Genomic DNA, 19,772 nt, shown 5'->3' on the forward strand with positions numbered 1-19,772 from the left:
TGATTTAATGGATCCGATCATAATCGTTCAAATTTCGCATTTCCACAAATGTTTGCAGTTCGATATTATCTGGAGCCCGATTAGGATCAATATTTATCTTGAGATGGATTTTCATAAGCCGCACATCTGCCACATTAGCTGGAGTTACCAAAGGAACCTGCGTTGAGCCACCAGCATAATTCTTGTCATAATAGTAAAAAATGGGCTCTGCGCTAGTATTGACAATTCTTCTGGCAAGCGTAAGAATTTGCTGATCAGCGCTTGGATATGATTTGGGCATAGTTACTGTTGGATCAGTCACGCCCATTAAAATGTCCGTATTGCTTTTGTAAATGTGAATCCGCTCTGTTACGCCATCACGATCATAGTCAGAATAAGCGACTAAATCATTATCGTCGGCGAAATAAATAGGATACGCACCATTATCCGACTGCCTAATACTCCGAAGATAATTCACTATTGTATTCACTCCCTGAGAAACAGCCATCGAGGACTGCCCCATTTCTAGTGTATAGGAATTATTTTTCCAAGCATTGACGAAAAGCAAAGAGAATCCCTCAATTCCGATAGCAAAAATCGCAATAGCCACCAAAGTCTCCACTAGGGTTAAACCTTGCCTGCCAGCGGTCCTTCTGCCAGCATAATAAGCAAGCAGGCTTTTTTGTTTTTTTATCTTTTGATTCATCATAAAACTATCTCCACTTTCTTAAGACTGCCCGCAGTGACCACAACATCAGATTCGTTATCAGAAAAACCATCCGCCGTAATTTTCATGTGATATGTTTCTGGCAGAAACGGATCGCTCGAATCGGGAAAAAATACCTTCCCCTCACTGGTTGTTTCTAACTCCTTATCATAGCTCAATGCGCTATTGGTCAACTTTATCTTCGCTCCGACAATCGGGGCATCGCTAGCATCAAGCAGTATAACAAATAGAGCCGTAGAAGCCTTACTTGCCAATTTCACCTTAACGTCTAATGTTCCGTCGACTGATAATAAGGAGAAAGGGGCGATCGGATCAATATTCACTATTTCATAATCATCAAATGTTGAACCAGCTAAAGAAAAATTATACTCTCCGGGACTAACTGAATTAAAAAATTTTTGCCCGCTAGAATCGGTCGTACCATCCTCATCGAGGTTGTAGACTGGAGCAAATGGTTCGGCGATATCTGTGCCCAACGTTCTTCCTCCGGAAAGGTGAAAATTAGCATTATCAATCGGCGCGTCAAGGTAATCAACTACAGAAATTCTAATATTGGCCAATTGATTTTGGACAATATTTTTCAAATTTACTGAACCAGATCCAGTTACTACTGAAGCATGAATGTCGATAGGATTGTAAAGACTATCGGGATATGGCGGCATCGTTACGACCGTTTCATAACCAGCCTTGGTTACTGTTATTTGATATTTCTGGATCGAGTCTGTCACTGAACTTCCTATGAATGTAGCATTTCCTGAGCCATCAGTATCAAGGCTAGTATTGATGCCTGTCTCAGGATTATATATATGCACATTAGAATCAGCAATTCCTCCGCCACCTGGCTGATCACTAAAAATATTCACTGAAAGAATGCCGTCTCCAATATGGGGAATCTCCAGCCCAGGCGGAACAAAACGCGATATGAGCTTAACCTCTTCTGTGTTCCCCGTATTGATCCAGGAAACAGTAATTGAAACTTTTTTATAATCCTCAAACCATACCGTATCGGAAGCTGCAACTCCATCATAAGGATCATCGACATACACTACCTCGGTGTGCACATGATAATGGCGAGTATTTTCAGAAATGTCTTGATCTTGCGGAATATTTCCACTTATCGTCCCTCCGACTGTGCCAATATTGTCATAAGCGAGATTATGTACAATTTCGAGCTTCTCATTAGCAATTGCTAATGCTCCAAGTCGATTTTTGGCATCTTGAATATAACGAAGACCTACCGCAAAAACCGAATAGAACGTAACCGTAATCAAAGAAAAGATAAAAAGCAAAGTTAGCGCTTCGATGAGCATAAAGGCACTATGCATTCCTGCTTTCTTTGGATGACCTATTTCATTCTTCAGTTTTTCTTTTTGAACAAAATTCATTTTGCCTTCAATTTCTAATTTCTAAACAATTTCTAATTTATTAATGACTGAATTTTTAAATTAAGTCATTTTTAAAATTGTTTGAAAATTGTAAATTGTAAATTGAAAATTTATTTTATATTATCCATAAGACTATACATCGGCTGAAGCATCGAAATCGCAAAAAATCCCACTGCACCTCCAATAAAAATCATTAACACTGGCTCTATAATCGAGGACATATTTTTTGATATTTGATCAATTTCATCTTCATAAAATTCCGCTAATTTTAAAAGGACAGTTTCTGTTTTTCCCGTTTCCTCCCCGACTTGAGCCATCTGCGCCATCAGCACCGGAAAGACTTTGGTATTTTTCTGGATAACCTTACTGAGACTAATTCCCTTTTGAACATCTTCAATCCCCGCCCTGGTGGCTTCTTTGTAATAATAATTGGTCAGGGTATTGGAAATTATAGTCAGTGCCTCCACTACAGGCACTCCGCTGCGTAAAAGCGAGCTGTATATTCTAGCAAACCTGGCGCAATTGATTTTTATCACCATATTACTGACGACTGGGATATTTATCATAGCAAAGCCCAGTATTTTTTTACCAAATTCTGTCGTCAAAAGAAATCTCGCCACAATGATTAAAAAAACAAAGGATACGGCCACCATAACTGAGTGTGCTCTTAAAAAATTGCTCATACCGATGATAAATTGCGTCGAGGCTGGCAATTGTACATCCATATCCGCAAAAACACCCATCATTTTTGGTAAAATATATGTTAGCATCAGAACGGCAATGCCAATCATTGCCACAACAATCACTGCTGGATAAGTCATTGCGCCCTTGATCTTGCTCATCAGATTATGTTCTTTTTCCAATTGAACAGATAATATTTCCAAGATTTCCTCCAAATTTCCGCTCGACTCGCCCACTCGGATCATATTAACAAATAGATCTCCAAAAATTGCCGGGTAGCGCGCCAACCCATCAGCAAAAGTCATCCCAGATTGTATATCGTCAAAAACACTATTCAATATTTTTCGAAATCCTTTGTTCCTCGTTTGCAAGGATATATTTTGGACGGCTCTGGAAATCGGTAATCCTGAAGCAACCATCACGCTTAGATTACGAGTAAACATCAACTTATCCTTAAGAGAGATACTAAAAAAACGATCCAATAATTTCACTTGAGCATCACTCTTCTCCTTTGTTTTTAACTCCTTAAAAGAAGTCAAAATAAAACCATCCGAACGGAGCTGTGCCGCTAGATCTCTTTCATTTTTCACCTCTAGTTCTCCCGCTTTCGTCTCGCCAGAATAACTTTTTGCGCTATAGAACACCTTCATAGTCTTATTCTTTAGTGACCCGTAAAACCTCTTCCACGGTTGTGATGCCTTGAATGCATTTAGCAAAACCATCCTCAATCATCGTCAGCATCCCATTTTCCCGCCCCTTAATCTCTATGTCATGTGCGGAAGCCTTCTGTGAAATCATTTTTTTTATTTCCTCATCCACCTCCAAGACTTCATAGATGCCGTTTCGTCCGTGATAACCATCCATACACTGTTCACAACCCCTGGCTTTGTATAATTTAACATCCCGCCATTTATCCTTATCTTTAAGCCCGCCTCCGATTATTCCACTTTTTTTGATCGTTTCCAAAATATCATCCATTTCATAAGTCTGCTCCAGCGCTTTCATCTCTTTTTCACTTAATTTATATTCTACACGACAATCGGAACAAACCTTCCGTACCAAACGCTGAGCGATAATCACATTTGCTGTTGAGGCGACCAAAAACGGCTCTGCTCCCATATCCAAAAGACGGGGCAATGTTCCCGCTGCACTATTGGTATGCAAAGTCGAAAGCACGAGATGCCCGGTCATCGCTGCTTGAATCGCCATCTCCATCGTTTCATTGTCGCGAATCTCACCTACCATAATAATATCTGGGTCTTGACGCAAAAGCGCCCGCAATCCTGCTGCAAAAGTCAGTCCCACCTTGGGACGGATCTGCGTCTGGTTAACTTTCGGCATACGATACTCCACAGGATCCTCCACTGTGCTAATATTCACATCGGTCGTGTTAAGAATATCCATAATCGTATAGAGCGTAGTAGTCTTTCCGCTACCAGTCGGACCAGTTACTAAAATCATCCCGTTAGGTTTTCTTATTTCCCTATGAATAACTTCCAGCGCTTTTCCGGCCAACCCCATCATTTCCAAAGTCAGACCCTTGGAAGATTCGTCCAGGAGACGCATTACAATTTTTTCTCCATCAAAGATTGGCAAAACACTTACCCGAAAAGACATCTTTGTTCCATCCTTCTCAATCTTAAAACGGCCATCTTGCGGAATGCGATGCTCATCCAGCTTCAGATTAGATAATACCTTTATTCTTGCAATAATCCCATCACGCACTTGTTTGGGGAGGGTCATTGCTTCATGCAACATTCCATCGATCCGATAACGTACCCGCACTTCTTTTTCATCTGGCTCGATATGGATATCAGAAGCTCCCTGAAGAATCGCATGCTTGATTAAGGTATCTACGATTCTAATAATCGGCAAGCCCTGGGCAATTTCCTCCAAATCATCAGCCGTTTTTGCGCTTTCAGCCTCCGTTGCATTCTTATCAATAATATCTCCAAATTCCGCCTTAAGACTCTTGCCATATTGCTTAAGAATTGCCTCAATACTCTCTGAAGAAGTGATGCAAGTAATGATTTTCAGCCCGGTTTTTTTACGGATAAAATCGATCGTCTGGATATCCTCAGGATTAAGCATGGCAATCTTCAACTCCGCTCCATTTTTTTCAAAAGAAACGATCTTATACTTTTTAGCAATCGGTTCAGGAATAATCTGCAAAATTTCCGGAACGATCGTTTCTTTTTGTAAATCGACGAAAGGAATGCCTAAAATATAGGCATAGAGCTTACGTAGACGTTCTTCATCGATGAATTTTTTGGCCAAAAGAACATCACCAAGATGACCCTGTCCGTCTACTGCTTCCCTAAAGGCCAGATCCAATTTTTCATCTGGAATCATTTCGGAATCCTTGATAAAATCTCTCAGTTGTTCATTGCCTATACGCATTTGTTTTATTATTTTATTTTCAATGTCTCTTTTATCTTTTTCACAATATCTTCAAGTTTGTAGTTAGATTTCACCAAATAGGTAGTAGCGCCTTTATCAAAGGCTTTCTGGATATTCTCCGCACTTTCCAGATTAGTCAGCAAGATAATGGGTATTTTTTTAGTTTCCTCGTCGGCCTTTAACATATCCAAGACTTCAAAGCCATCCTTTTTTGGCAGGATAATATCCAGCAAGATTAGGTCTAGATTTTTCGTTTTGGCCAATTTCACCGCCTCCTCGCCATCAAACACGTTCATAACTTCGAAACCTTCTTCAGTCAAGAATTCCAGCAAAGCCTTATTCAGAGTCGGCTCATCTTCCGCAACTAATATTTTCGTCATATTTTTTTATTCCTCCAGACCTCTCCTCTATAGAAAACAATCCGGACGAGAAAATTAATTAACTTTAAAAATTGTTAAACTTATTCACTTTGGATACTTTTTTCTTGCTTGACTTTTCTGCTTACCGGGATAGAAAAGCTAAAAATAGAACCAAGACCTTCTACTGAATCAAACCAAATTTCTCCCCCCAACTGACCAATTATGTTTTTAGAGATGTACAGACCCAACCCGGTCCCCTCTGTCTGATATTTGACAATGTTATCACTACGAAAAAATTTATCAAACACACGTCCGTGCTGCTCAAGCGGTATCCCGACGCCATTATCTTTAATGCTGAAAATGACAAATTCTCCTTTCTTGAGAAGTTTTATCTCAATTTTTCCATGGTTAGTAGTATATTTAATTGCATTACCCAGAAGATTCTCCACTACCATTTGTAGTTTTTCCGGATCACCAAAAACCAATGGAACTTTTTTGGTATCACTAAAAATTACTTCGATAGATTTTTCCTTGGTTAATGGAGAGACGCCAGTAATCGCTCCTTTCGTAATTAATACAAGATTGGTAGGCATTCTTTTAATGATGAGCCTCCCTTGATCGATTCTTGCTACATCTAAAAGATCATTGATTAATCTGGTCATCTTATTGCTGAGTGTATTGATATTTTCAATGCTTTCACGCTGCTTTCCGTCGATTTTTTCCTTGCGAAACTTGCACAATAACAACTCTGTTTCCCAGCGGATAGCAGAAAGTGGGGTGCGTAACTGATGCGAAGCAACAGAAACAAATTCGCTTTTCATTTTATTTAGCTTTATCATTTGTTCCACCATAGTAATCACAACATTGCCCACAACCAAAACAACGATCACCACGAAACTTTCTGCCACAACTAAGAGCTCGGGACTATCATAATTCTTTGAAACATAGAAAGTCGCTGTCATTATTACTACAGCAACAACACCCATCATAATAAACAAAAACCCAGGGGTCTGCCAAAATTTTACCCCCAACTCACGCGCTTGTTTTTTTAAATTCAAATCATTGACGATCCACATATATCTTTTGTTTTACTTCGCTCCGCCGTATCCGCCAGCTGGCGGAGAAGAAGAGCTATTTTTATTTTGTAATTAAATTATACCATAAAAAAATTAAAAAGTAGAGCACGCAACTAGAAAAGTTCTCCGATGCTAAACCTGCCGCATATAATCCAACCAGCAGATCCCATTCTCACTCAACAGCAAGACCACTAGGAACACTGGGTGGAACCGTGTCCGCTCCTTGCAATTCATAGGCGCCGATATCATAGGCACCGCCTTGGGGACGGAGGAATGGTGAAGTGAATCCGGCACTGTTGATGGAAAGATTATAGGGACTGCCGAGGGTGGCGCCGGTGTTGATGGTGGGGCCTGATATGGTGGCGAAATAGTTTGTATTAGGAAGCATATTGGTGCCGTAGGTTCCATTAAAGCCGGTGGGAAGGGTGCCTCCGGTAAAGTTGGGGTCGGTGGTTTGGGCGGATGCTTCCCAGGTGAGGACGCCGGCGCGATTATAACTCGTTCCACTACTGATGTGCGTGTCCGATAAACCAGAAGATCGATACACTAAATTGTTCGAGTGTGTCATAACATTATACTGATCGATAACCGGAATAAGATCATCGCCATAAACAATATTGTTCCGGAAATTGACTTCTGGTTCTCCGGTGTTTACACCAAAAAATCCAATTGCGACAACGGCCTTAAAGTTTGTATTTTCATTCCCGGTTGAATAAATTGTATTATTATAGACATTAAAAACACTGCCCGTGTAATCATACCCGCCAGCAAGAGCAAACTCTGCTCCGTTTCCATTAGCATTCGTGATGCCATTATTGTAGATCAAGTTATTATAAAATGAAGCTGTTTCTGACAGACCTTGGACATTAGTAATTGCAACGCCGTATAAAACATTTCCGCTGATAAGATTATTTCTAGCGATAAAATTATTCGGCGCCCCATTTTCCCCTTCCGGAGAAGTTCTGACAACTATTCCATAACCATTATTATTGATAAGCGTCGAGTATTCAACAGTAACATTGTCAACGTCATTGGCCATTTCCAGTCCACAGCCAGCTCCCAATGCAGAACCGTTGTCCCGAGATACGCAATTCCTGATAAGCACACCGTCTATCTTGTTGCCGGGATAACCCCACGGAGCATACATGGCGATTCCTTCATGATTGTTATTATGAAAGCTGGAGTTGAGAATTGATAAGTTGCTAGTAACTATGCCGGGGTTAGCCGTAGATATGACGTTTATGCCATAACCCCAATGTCCAGTGACGTTTGAATCTCCCGTATCCATAATATCGTGTACATCCACATTGTCGATCATGATGTTGGTTATATTCTCTGTGGCACTATTTCCAATCAAAATTCCTGAATTCCAATAATCATTCCCGTCCAGTTCAAATCCTCTGAATATCGTATTGCTAGTCGAGAGATCAACCATGCCATATGCGCCATTCGAATGATCTCCAATGGCCTCAAATTTGGCTCTGGTTCCACTACCATAAGTTTCACCGTCATAGGTCACATTAGCTATGCCTATAGCTAAGACTCGTGATCCAGTTGGAGCAGCCCAGATATCTTGCGATCGGAAATAGACCGTGTCTCCATTGGCTAAAGTTACTGCTCCTGACCAGTTCGGCATTCCAGGGCAATGCGCCCAAGCATTTGCATCATCTAGTCCAGAGAGAGCATCATTACCTCCGTTTTTGACATAGTAGGTGGCGGCACTAGCTTTAGCACTCATGCCAAAAATTGCAATAAACAAAATTGCTAGGAAAAAGATTTTTATTTTTGGATTTTTGATTTTGAGATTCATTAGAAATTTTAAATTATTCCACCGCTAGTCCGCTTGGCATATTCGGTGGAATCGCGTCAGATCCATGATATTCATAAGCACCAATGCTTGGAGGATTATTTATGGATTGTCCTAAATAATCCGTTGCCAGTCCCACATCGATTCCTGTCCATTTTGCGGGGGATGGAGCCGTTAGATTATAATCACCACCAGAAAAATTAAATAATAGAGGGTCAGAAACAGAACTATTAGCATCATACCCCAATGTGTTCCATTGTAAAAATGTTTTACTTCCCCCATCATCTTCGATGGCCCATTCAGATGTGCCCCTATTAACATTGCTGGCCGGAAAGTACAAATTATAATTAATCACCGAGTTACTAACTGACCCTAAATACACAAGCCAATTTAAATTAGGGAGATTGTCGCTAACTACGATATTATTTTCAATGATATAGCTATCTAATTGGCCTATTGAATATATGCCTATCCGACTGTCTGTTATGATCGTGTTATTATATATATAATTTTCTCCTCCTGGCGTAGCAATGGGAAAAATACTTAGATTACTAGTCCAACCATCAGAATTGCCGCCGTACAAAATATTGTAGTAAATTTTGTTATTATAAAAGGACGAGGCAAGTTGTTCAGGTGCTAATTGAATGGTATTTTGCAAAGTGTTGATATAATTTCTATAGATATTATTATTCGACCCATCGTGACAGGAACCGACATAATGAACAAATCCCCGGCACATCCCAGTAATATTATTTTCATATACACTTGAGTTGTTTAAAGCTTGCGTCCCGATGCCTTCCGTATCTGTCCCACCTGACCAGCCCCAATATGTATAGGCGAAATCAATGTCATAATCATTTCCGTATGTTCTCCAGATATAGGGGGTATTTTTGGCCTGAGAGCAATGAGTTATCGCATTAGATGCGATAGTTGCTCCCATAAAAGCACCCGCGTCACCTTGAGTAGCAGTGTTAGCAGTTCCAAGCTCTATGCTATTTTGGACATAGCTAAAATTATTATCCGTGATACTAATTCCCGTGGATATGGCATTGTTGGTAAAAATCTGTACGCCTTGTATGATATCATCGAAATCAGAATTAGTAACTAGGATGTAATCATTATGAGAACCAGCAATGTTGGCAGTATAGACGCCATTGCCATATCTTCTAAAAGACAATCCATCAATAGTTATATAGCTATGAGAACCTAAGTTTATACCATACAAACGAGTATACTGAATAATGTGATCAGCCGGTATCCCACTGGTTGGTTTATAGTAATTTTTCCATCCGCTTTCCCAGTATACATTTCCATAATTACATTCTGTGTCTCTGCCATATCTTAGTGGCACATCATCCTCATAGATTGCATTATTAGTCACCGCCGTTGTGCTATATACTCCAGCCACCGGATCATTGGCAGTCCACTCGGTAATTGTGACACTCCCATCCAGAATAGCCTTGCCTGTCCCATAAGAATTAATAATGATAGGATTCCCCTCTGTGCCAGAAGCGCCAACAGTAACTGTTCCATAATATGTCGTCCCACCTTTCTGCGAATAAGTATTGCCCGCCACCCACGATACTTCCGCCCAAGTTTTAAAAGGGCCACTAGCTCCGCAAGTTATAGTTGTACCATTGCCACTGCTTCCACAAGTTGGATCGATGTAGACCGTGGCAGCACTAGCCTTAGCACCAAAGCTAAAAAGGCCACAAAATATTAATAGACTTAGAAAAATTAATTTAGAATTTAGTAATTTAGACTTCATTTTAAATTTAGAATTTAGACTTTAAAATTATTCTACTGCTAGTCCTGATGGAACTGTTGGTGGAGTTGTATCTGTTCCTTGGTATTCATAGGCGCCGATGTCATAAGCTCCGACTGGACGTAAGAATGGTGAAGAGAGTCCGGCGCTGTTGATGGAAAGATTATAGGGACTGCCGAGGGTGGCGCCGGTGTTGATGGTGGGGCCTGATGTGGTGGCGAAATAGTTTGTATTAGGAAGCATATTGGTGCCGTAGGTTCCATTAAAGCCGGTGGGAAGGGTGCCTCCGGTAAAGTTGGGGTCGGTGGTTTGGGCGGTGGGTTCCCAGGTGAGGACATCGGATCGGTTATAATTTATATTTGTCACAACATGATCGGCAATATCACTTGAAGATCTAAAAATTAGATTATTGGAATGAGTAAGTAGACCCAGATAATCATAAACTGCTTGATAGTTGTCAGAGCATGCAATATTATTCTTGAAATTTATTATGGGAGTACCAATGGCCCAACGCAGATTAATAGCACTATAGACATCTGCAAAGAGTGTATTATTATAAAAATTCAAAACTGTTCCCGTTAGATCACCACCCAGATAAATTTCGTTTGAACCATTACTGTAAATAAGATTATTGTTAATACCACCAGTAACAGCCACACCAGCACTATCAACATCATACACGGTTATGCCATGATCGCCATTATTATATATAATATTATATTTTATATCTAAACCGGTAGGGCTTCCATTTTCGCCAATAATAGATATCCCATTTGAGGCTGAATTGTAAAAAGATGAAAACTCTACTATAACATTTCTCGCGTCATTTTTAATCGCCAACCCAGATCCCCACGTTGATCCATCTTGCCCAGAGTCATGGCCCGAACAATTACGTAATATTATATTGCTTTCAATGCCGCTTCCTCCACTATATACAACAAACGCCTCGTGTCCAGTATTATATACATTCGTATTAGATATTAAAACATCGCTAACGGCCGTACTAGGCTGTGCCGACACTCTGACACCATAAACATAATTACCCTCTGGGCAAATATTATCATGCACCTGACAATCATCAATTATTATATTTGATTTGTCAGCACCATAAATAGTAATACCATCAGTAATTTGGCTGTTCATATCGACATTAAAACTCCTAACCGTAACATTACTCTGCCCGATAAAAATCACATAAGCTAGATTGCCAGTGGCTTTAAATGTAGCCCTCGTCCCGCTTCCATATATAGATCCATCATAAATTACACCTGCAGTAGCTACTAAAACAGGCGTCGTTGCGCTTGTCCACACATCTTGGCTACGAAAATATACAGTATCCCCGCTCGTCACTGTTGCCTCCACTTTGTCAATCGTCTCCCAAGCATTAGCATCATCCAACCCGGAAAGAGAATCATTGCCTCCGTTTTTGACATAATAGGTGGCGGCGCTGGCTTTGGCACTCACGCCGAAAATTGCTAAAAATAAAATTGTTAGGAAAAAGATTTTTAGTTTTAAGTTTTGGTTTGGCATTTTTTAATCTACACTTAGTCCACTCGGCGCATTCGGCGCAGTTATATCCGCTCCTTGATATTCATAAGCCCCAATATCATAAGCTCCAGCTAATCTAGCAATTGGATTGTCAGTACCGGCCGTGTTGATGTTGCCGTCATAGGGACTGCCAAGTGTGGCACCGTTGTTGATGGTGGGGCCGGATGTGGTGGCGAAATAATTGGTGTTGGGAAGCATGTCTGTGCCGTAGATGCCAGTGAAACCGGTAGGAAGCGTGCCGCCGTTAAATTGCGGGTCGGTGTTTTGGGCGGTGGGTTCCCAGGTATTGACCGCAGTTGAGGTATAGTCGGTAGTTTCCGTTTTAACTAACGTTCGACCAAGAGTTGTGGAATAAAATAAATTATTAGAATGATTCACAACTGGCGCTCCATCGATGAAAAGCTCTGTAAAATTACCGGCATACAAGATATTATTCTTAAAATTTACTTCTGCACCTTCTAGATTAGCCCACAAGCCTAAATTAACAAGACGAGCTGAATTCGTACAGGCCTTAGTCAGGGAATAAAAAGTATTATTGTAAATATCAAAGACAGTGCCAGCCCCAAAAGCATCATCCGTGGCATTGCTACTTATGACAGAAAACTCAGCACAGTCCCCAATGCTCGGTTGACCATTTTCGTAAAGTAAGTTTCCATAGAAAGCACCTGACATAGTAAGTGCAGATGGGCTATATATGCGGATACCCGTATCAGCATTATTGTATATAACATTATATCTAACAATCATGTTTATCGGGGCGGAAAAAACATTTTCCCCGCCTTCATAATCAGGCGAGGTTCTTACCAAAATTCCATCATGAATATTATCATACGCCCTGTTATATTCGAGCGTAACATTTTTTGAATCATTAACGATAGAGAAACCTTCTAAATTATTGTGCGATATGCAATTTCTTACTAAAACAGTTTCGTTTTGGTTACCTGGCGTATTCCAACTAGCATAAACATCTATCCCGGTAGCATAGAGACAATCATATGTTTCAGTGTTTAATATTTGCACATTACTAGTTTTATGTCCTCCACTATTGGAGACGATAATTCCATATCTGCCTGTATTGTGCACCGTACAATTATCAACGGTAATACCTGAGATGTCTTTGTCAGCAACATAGCCTATCCCGATACCATCAAGCGAAGTTTGATCATTAGAATCTATATCAAACCCTCTAAAAATAATGTTACTTTCATTTAGGTCGGCAGTACTCCAATTGTTATACGAAGAGACAGCATTTGATTTAAATTTAGCTCTTGTTCCTAATCCATAAGTAGCTCCGTCATAAATAACACCGCTAGTAGCATGCAACACGACTCCGGAAGTAATACTGGATTCCCACACATCTTGCGAACGAAAATAAACCATATCCCCGCTGGTCACTGTCGCCTCTACTTTAGCAATCGTCTCCCAAGCATTCGCATCATCCAATCCCGAAAGACTATCATTGCCTCCGTTTTTGACGTAATAGGTGGCGGCACTGGCACTTGTACTCAAAACGAAAATCCCACTAAAGATAATTAGGCCAAAAAGGATTAAATTAAAATTTAGGAATCTAGTTTTCATTTCAAAATTCAAATTAAAAAATTTTAAATTATTCTACGGCCAGTCCGCTCGGCGCTCCGGGCGCGGTTGTATCCGCTCCTTGATATTCATAGGCGCCAATATCATAAGCTCCAGCTAATCTAGCAATTGGATTGTCAGTACCGGCCGTGTTGATGTTGCCGTCATAGGGACTGCCAAGTGTGGCACCGTTGTTGAGGGCATTGCCGGAAGTTATTTTGAAATAGTCGGTGTTGGGCACTATGTTGGCTCCATAAGTGCCGGAGAATCCAGTTGGCAAAGTTCCGCCGGTAAATTGTGGGTCGGTGTTTTGGGCGGTGGGTTCCCAGACTGTAGTGACTGATCGATCATAGGTACTAGCCACCCACTTCTCACCAGCTACCGTATTCACATCTGAATACATATTGCCACCTTCATCGCGATAGACTTTGAGATAATTTGCTGAAACTTCATAGATATAAAATAAAGAACCATTGAGATCGGGTGAGCTAAATCCTGTCCATTTCACAAAATTACCAACACTAAACAAACTGGTCCAATCACCTCCGCCAACTTTGGTAAAATACATATAATCCCCCACGATGGATACCGTAACCACAGTCGAAGAAATTGGGATACTATCGTATGCAGCATCCCTAATGACCGCCAAAGAAGAACCGTCAGAACGATAAATTAAATTGCTAGAATGAGTGAGCCAATGATGGCGATCATCTACGGCATAGCTATCGGAAGTATAAATTATATTATTTTTAAAATTAAATACTGGCGTTCCAAAAATATTTCCTCCGTATTCTGCAACAGCCATACCCGTGCCATAGCTACCATCATTATAAATAGTGTTATTATAAAAACTAAAAACGCTTGATGAGTAGTTAGCATTAGACACTGATATGCCAGGAGAGTTGTTATAAATAATATTTCCATAAAATGACCCACTCAAAATCTGACTATAATTATCTTGGATGAGAATTCCTGAATCATTGTCATAAAGTTCATTATATCTGACAAGCATATTATTAGGTCCGCCATTACCCACCCCTCCATCGGGCGAAGTTCGTATGCTGATACCATCTGCTTGTCCAAACAAGGCACAATATTCAACCGTCACATTATCAGAATTATTATTTATTGCTATGCCCATCCCAACACCCGTTCCAAGGACATCGGTCCCATTATCATGTACCTTACAATTCCTAATTAGCACCCTGTCAACACCATTTCCGGTGGAATTCCAACTGGGATATATAGCAATACCCTCATGATAATTACTATAAACTTCGCTGTCTAGAATGCTGATGTCTGTGTTGATTATACCATCAGTCCGAGAACTTATTAATATTCCATACATCCATTCAGCTGATAAATTAGCTGGGTTTCCTAAATCAAAGACCTTGCAATTTTCAATAATAATATTTGAAATAGGTGCAATCAGACTTGCACTATAGCCAACAGATATTCCGGTCGTATTTATTTGATTTCCATCAATGGAAAAATTATTAAATGAAACATCGCTTACGTTAATTTCAACCAACTCATTGGTAGCATCTCCAGTAAATCCAGTGCTGGCCTGCAATACAGCTCTTGTGCCACTGCCATAAGCAGAGCCATCGTAAGTTACGCCTTCTGTAGCTCTTAATAGTGGTACCACAGTTGATGAAGATGTCCACGTATCCTGACTGCGAAAATAAACCGTATCCCCACTCGTCACGGAAGATTGAACTTTAGCAATCGTCTCCCAAGCATTGGCATCATCCAACCCCGAAAGGCTATCATTGCCTCCGTTTTTGACGTAGTAGGTAGAGGCACTAGCTTTTGCACTCACACCAAAAACTGCACAAAATATAATTACCAGGAAAAAGATTTTTAGTTTTGAGTTTTGGATTTTGAGCTTCATTTTAAATTTCAAATTGAAAATTATTCCACCGCCAGTCCGCTCGGTGCCCCAGGTGCTGTTGTATCAGCTCCTTGGTATTCATAAGCCCCAATGTCATAAGCGCCGACTGGACGTAGAAAGGGAGAAGCTAATCCGGCACTATTGATGGAGCTATTGAAAGGACTGCCGAGGGTTGCGCCGGTATTGATAGTTGGCCCTGCGGTGGTGGCAAAATAATTAGTGTTGGGTAGCATATTTGATCCGTAGGTACCAGTAAATCCGGTGGGGAGGGTACCGCCGGTGAATTGCGGGTCGGTGTTTTGGGCGGTGGGTTCCCAATCGCCGATATTAGCACTTGTATATGTACTATTTTGAGTCCAAGCTAATGCACCCGCTGAAGGTCTGTAATAAATATTATTGGTATGTTGGGATGTTGTTAGTTGTGCGCCATAATCATAAAAACAACGAGCTGCCAAATCGCAATAATAAATATTATTTCGGAACTCTATGCCGGAAGCATTACTACCTCCTTCATAAATTCCAGCGCAACCAAACATACTCGTGCTACCAGGAGAGTAAATTGTATTGTTATACATCTTAATTGATTTGTCATGATAATCTATGCCACTCAATGCAATAGAAGCATCAATAAGTATATTGCCATAGAATGCGCCAGAACCATAAAAGTGAGGGAAGTCAAAATAACCGCTCGTAGAAAAACCAGTCCCCTGCATAAGATTATGCCTTATAATAAAATTATCCGGGTACTCATCTGGTCCGGTATAGTCTGGGCCGTAATTCAAAACAGCTATAGCTGAACCGCTTACAGTATTGTACTCAATGGTTATATTGTCCGAATCATTACCGATATCAATAGGATGAGTACTGCCACCAGCCTGCCCAACATCATACACGGTATTTCCTCGAACAAGCGCCATATTAACTCTATTGCCAGCGACACCCCAATTTGGATAAACAGCAATACCTTCATGCCCCGCTTCATGAACTATATTATTAGTCACCGTCACGTTGCTAGTTGTATGACTTCCGCGCGCTCCCACAAGAATTGCATAGTAGTAGGATGGATTAGGACTGTCTGTCGTGATGCCATTAATAATCTCACAATAATCCACAGTGATATCGGTAATGTCCCCCGACGGAGTTGGGCTAGTCCCGCCAATATACACACCACCGAGAGATAGCTCATTGCTATCAACCAAAAACCCCCTAAAAGTGACATTGCTTGTGTAAATTTGCACCACGCCATAACCAGCGACTCGGGACGTGGCTTGTAATTTCGCTCTTGTTCCAGATCCGTATGTCGCCCCGTCATAAATCACCCCCTCCGTACAATTAAGCACGGGGTCTGCTCCTGTCCACGTATCCTGCGATCGAAAATACACAGTATCGCCACTCGTAGCAGAGGAGCTAACTTTGTCAATCGTCTCCCAAGCATTAGCATCATCCAACCCGGAAAGAGAATCATTGCCTCCGTTTTTGACATAATAGGTGGCGGCGCTGGCTTTGGCACTCAAGCCAAAAAAACCACAAAATATAATTACCAAAAAAATAATTTTGAATTTAAACTTGCTTGCCCCGGATGAGCAAAGCAATTTTTCGGAGTGTTTTTGCATTTTTTTATTCTTACCGAATCTCCCCGCCCCAGATATAGTCGAAGAAGTTCGGCACAATCTGCCGACCAATCAGCCGGTACTTTTTCAGCCCGGCAGTCCGAGCTAAATTTTCCAGTTTCTTTTTGTCAGTTTCAATTGGTGTTTCTTTTACTTCCAATCCAACTTTTTCATCAAGTACAAAATCAATCTCCCGACCGTTTTTGAGAGAATAATATTGCAACTTGCCCTGCTGGCGCAATTGATTGAAAATAGCATTTTCAAATTTTGAACCGCCATTCAGATCCGCTAGGATTCCCGCCAGGCCATTGTCGCAAAAATAAATCTTTTGAGCTTTCACAATTTCTCGATCGAAACTTTTTGTATAAATCGGGACTCTCTGGATTAAATAAGTTTTTTCGAAAAGATCCAAATAGCTGACTACTGTTGGACGAGAGAGATTGGAAAGACGTGCTAACTTGGAATAATCCAGTTTTGTTCCAACGCGACCGGCTAACATTTTTAACAAATTATAGATATTCTGTTCGTTCCTAAAATCAGCCAAAAATTTAATGTCGATGTTGAGATATGAGCTAATGATATCTCTAAGCAAATCCTTCTTTTCTTCCTCTGTATCGGCCAAAACCACTTCGGGAAAACCGCCAAATTCAACATAATTTTCATAGTAACTTCTTACTCGTTCATGCTCAATCGGATTGGCCTTTTTTTCCTGCCATTTCTCAGCTTTAAGATAGAAAACCTTATGAAAAACCAAATATTCTCCAAAATCCAAGGGATAGATTTCGAATATTTTTTTGCGCCCAGCCAGTGATTCACTGAAAAGATTTTTCAGATAATAGGAACTCGATCCGGTTACGATAAACTTCACATCAAAAGTATCGTATAAATATTTCAGAATACTAGCGATCGCTGGAAACATTTGAATTTCGTCTATTGCCAAATACATACGATCAGACATTGACAACCCCTTGCTGGCAAGTTCCTTGAGAATGTTGTCATAATTTTTTTGATTAAACAGCGCCCGATTATCCACTCGCTCCAAATCGAGATAGAGTTTATTTTTTGAAGGAATGTCTTCCAGCAATTGATTGAGCAGTGTGGTCTTTCCTGTTCGGCGCATACCGGTAATCACGGTTATTTGCCTTGATTTGAGATGTTTTTTCAGTTCGGGATAAATTTTGCGCTCTAAAAACATAGATTTTTACATTAATAATTACTAAACTATATATATAATATTACATTTAGTATCAATATTTGTCAACTGCTACTGTAGCATGGCTATTTTAAGCCTTTTATTCTACAGACAGTCCGCTAGGCGAAGCTGGCGGAGTTATCTCCGTGCCTTGATATTCATAGGCGCCGATATCATATGTGCCAACTGGACGTAGAAAGGAAGTCTCCAGTCCGGCGCTGTTGATGGAACTGTTGTAGGGACTCCCAAGGGTGGCGCCAGTATCGAGAGCGTTGCCAGTTGTAATTTTAAAATAATCTGTATTAGGAAGCATATCGGTACCGTAGGTGCCGGTGAATCCGGTGGGGAGGGTGCCGCCAGTGAATGCGGGGTCGGTGGTTTGGGCGGTGGGTTCCCAAGTCAAAACGCCTGAACGGTTATAATTCACAGTGCTTGCAAATGTGGTAACGTGATTATCACTTGAACCGGATGACCGAAAAATTAGATTGTTTGAATGTGTCAGGAAATTACCAGGGCAAGTAAAATCATCACTCCCACGACATTCTGCGATTCCTTCCCAGTTACTCGTGTAAATCGCGTTATTTTTAAAATTAAACACAGGGATTGGAGTTCCTGCGATATCGCAGGAAGTATACTCGCAAGCCACAACTGGTTGCTTATACACGCACGGATTGTTAGTGCTGTAGATAGTATTATTATAATAACTGAATACTGATCCGCTATAATCACCATTAGGAATATCAATATCATGACATGCACCACTGCCACTCCATCCAACACCAGTATCAAAGAATAAATTACCATAATATGCACCTGTCGAACCTTCCAGTCCCGCATCCCCGGTGCGATAAGACAACCCGAATCTATTATTATAAATCATATTATAGCGCACAATTAGATTTGATACTGATTCGGAAGTGTCATAATTAGATGTTCCAACTATAATGCCCGTACCATTATCATGTATATTCGAGTACTCAATTGTAATATTATCTGATCTGTTCATGATATAAAAACCTTGGTCAAATCCAGAAGCATAAGTGATACCATCGCCACGACCAACATCGTATACTTCGCAATTTCTGACTGTTATTCTATTAATCCTACAGCCTGTCCTGTTCCAAGAATTATATAATGCAAACCCCTCATGACCCGTGCTGTACACCTTTGTATCAGTAATTAATACATCGCTAACAACAACATCATTCGCGCTGATCCCTCCGACATAAAAACCATAAGCCCAATGGCCGGTAGGGACTAAGCTATTATGCACATCACAAGAATCAACAACTATATTACCAAAACTCACAGGAGCTCCCTGTCCGATGGCAAAAATGCATAATATCTGATCATTCCCATCTACATCAAATCCACGAAAAACAACATTAGATACGTTTATTTTAACAACCGCCATATTATCAGCGGATGAGCTTGTTGCTCTCAGCGTGGCTTTTGCGCCAGAGCCATATTCATTGCCAATATATGTTACCCCGGACACCGCAGTTAAAACAGTTGCTGCCCCTGTCCACGTATCCTGCGATCGAAAATACACAGTATCGCCACTCGTAGCAGAAGAGCTAACTTTAGCAATCGTCGCCCAAGCATTGGCATCATCCAATCCAGAAAAAGAATCATTACCTCCGTTTTTGACATAGTAGGTGGCAGCCTCAGAATTCTTGACCATGCCAAAGAAGCTGCAAAATATAATTAAGTTAAAAAAGATTGCATTAAAAATTTTAAATTTAATTTTCATTTCAAATTAAAAATTTTAAAT

Annotated in this window: 14 protein-coding genes; all 14 read right to left on the reverse strand. The window is 40.6% G+C overall.

The features are described 5' to 3' along the window. Positions 1-4: 4 nt before the first annotated feature. Entirely contained in the window at positions 5-688 is a 684-nt protein-coding gene (locus WC848_00505; protein MFA5961145.1) for a prepilin-type N-terminal cleavage/methylation domain-containing protein, read from the reverse strand. Further along, on the reverse strand, positions 685-2,091 hold the full coding sequence (locus WC848_00510; GenBank protein ID MFA5961146.1) for a carboxypeptidase-like regulatory domain-containing protein: 1,407 nt from the start codon (positions 2,089-2,091) through the stop codon (positions 685-687). The genes WC848_00505 and WC848_00510 overlap by 4 nt, the downstream gene beginning before the upstream one ends. Before the next feature lie 110 nt (positions 2,092-2,201). Then, on the reverse strand, positions 2,202-3,422 hold the full coding sequence (locus tag WC848_00515; GenBank protein MFA5961147.1) for a type II secretion system F family protein: 1,221 nt from the start codon (positions 3,420-3,422) through the stop codon (positions 2,202-2,204). 4 nt (positions 3,423-3,426) lie between these two features. Next, complete coding sequence (locus WC848_00520; GenBank protein ID MFA5961148.1) at positions 3,427-5,172, reverse strand: ATPase, T2SS/T4P/T4SS family; 1,746 nt, start codon at positions 5,170-5,172, stop codon at positions 3,427-3,429. 8 nt (positions 5,173-5,180) lie between these two features. Further along, positions 5,181-5,552, reverse strand: coding sequence for a response regulator (locus WC848_00525; protein MFA5961149.1), 372 nt, complete (start codon positions 5,550-5,552; stop codon positions 5,181-5,183). An 80-nt stretch (positions 5,553-5,632) separates the two neighbouring features. Next, a complete protein-coding gene (locus WC848_00530; GenBank protein MFA5961150.1) occupies positions 5,633-6,607 on the reverse strand; it encodes a HAMP domain-containing sensor histidine kinase in 975 nt (324 codons plus the stop codon). A 172-nt stretch (positions 6,608-6,779) separates the two neighbouring features. Continuing rightward, the gene (locus WC848_00535; GenBank protein ID MFA5961151.1) at positions 6,780-8,417 is read right to left on the reverse strand and encodes a right-handed parallel beta-helix repeat-containing protein; all 1,638 of its coding nucleotides are present in this window, start codon (positions 8,415-8,417) and stop codon (positions 6,780-6,782) included. A gap of 13 nt (positions 8,418-8,430) precedes the next feature. Beyond that, positions 8,431-10,182, reverse strand: a complete 1,752-nt coding sequence (locus tag WC848_00540; GenBank protein MFA5961152.1) for a hypothetical protein — start codon at positions 10,180-10,182, stop codon at positions 8,431-8,433. Positions 10,183-10,209: 27 nt separating this feature from the next. After that, the gene (locus tag WC848_00545) at positions 10,210-11,709 is read right to left on the reverse strand and encodes a right-handed parallel beta-helix repeat-containing protein (GenBank protein ID MFA5961153.1); all 1,500 of its coding nucleotides are present in this window, start codon (positions 11,707-11,709) and stop codon (positions 10,210-10,212) included. A gap of 3 nt (positions 11,710-11,712) precedes the next feature. After that, positions 11,713-13,305, reverse strand: a complete 1,593-nt coding sequence (locus WC848_00550; protein MFA5961154.1) for a right-handed parallel beta-helix repeat-containing protein — start codon at positions 13,303-13,305, stop codon at positions 11,713-11,715. A 28-nt stretch (positions 13,306-13,333) separates the two neighbouring features. After that, complete coding sequence (locus tag WC848_00555; protein ID MFA5961155.1) at positions 13,334-15,196, reverse strand: hypothetical protein; 1,863 nt, start codon at positions 15,194-15,196, stop codon at positions 13,334-13,336. 20 nt (positions 15,197-15,216) lie between these two features. Further along, positions 15,217-16,809: a right-handed parallel beta-helix repeat-containing protein gene (locus WC848_00560; GenBank protein ID MFA5961156.1), complete on the reverse strand. Its 1,593-nt coding sequence runs from the start codon at positions 16,807-16,809 to the stop codon at positions 15,217-15,219. A 10-nt stretch (positions 16,810-16,819) separates the two neighbouring features. After that, the gene (locus tag WC848_00565; protein MFA5961157.1) at positions 16,820-18,001 is read right to left on the reverse strand and encodes an ATP-binding protein; all 1,182 of its coding nucleotides are present in this window, start codon (positions 17,999-18,001) and stop codon (positions 16,820-16,822) included. A 97-nt stretch (positions 18,002-18,098) separates the two neighbouring features. Beyond that, entirely contained in the window at positions 18,099-19,751 is a 1,653-nt protein-coding gene (locus WC848_00570; GenBank protein ID MFA5961158.1) for a hypothetical protein, read from the reverse strand. Positions 19,752-19,772: the final 21 nt, after the last annotated feature.

This window comes from Parcubacteria group bacterium (assembly GCA_041659505.1).
Classification (GTDB): domain Bacteria; phylum Patescibacteriota; class Minisyncoccia; order Moranbacterales; family UBA2206; genus UBA9630.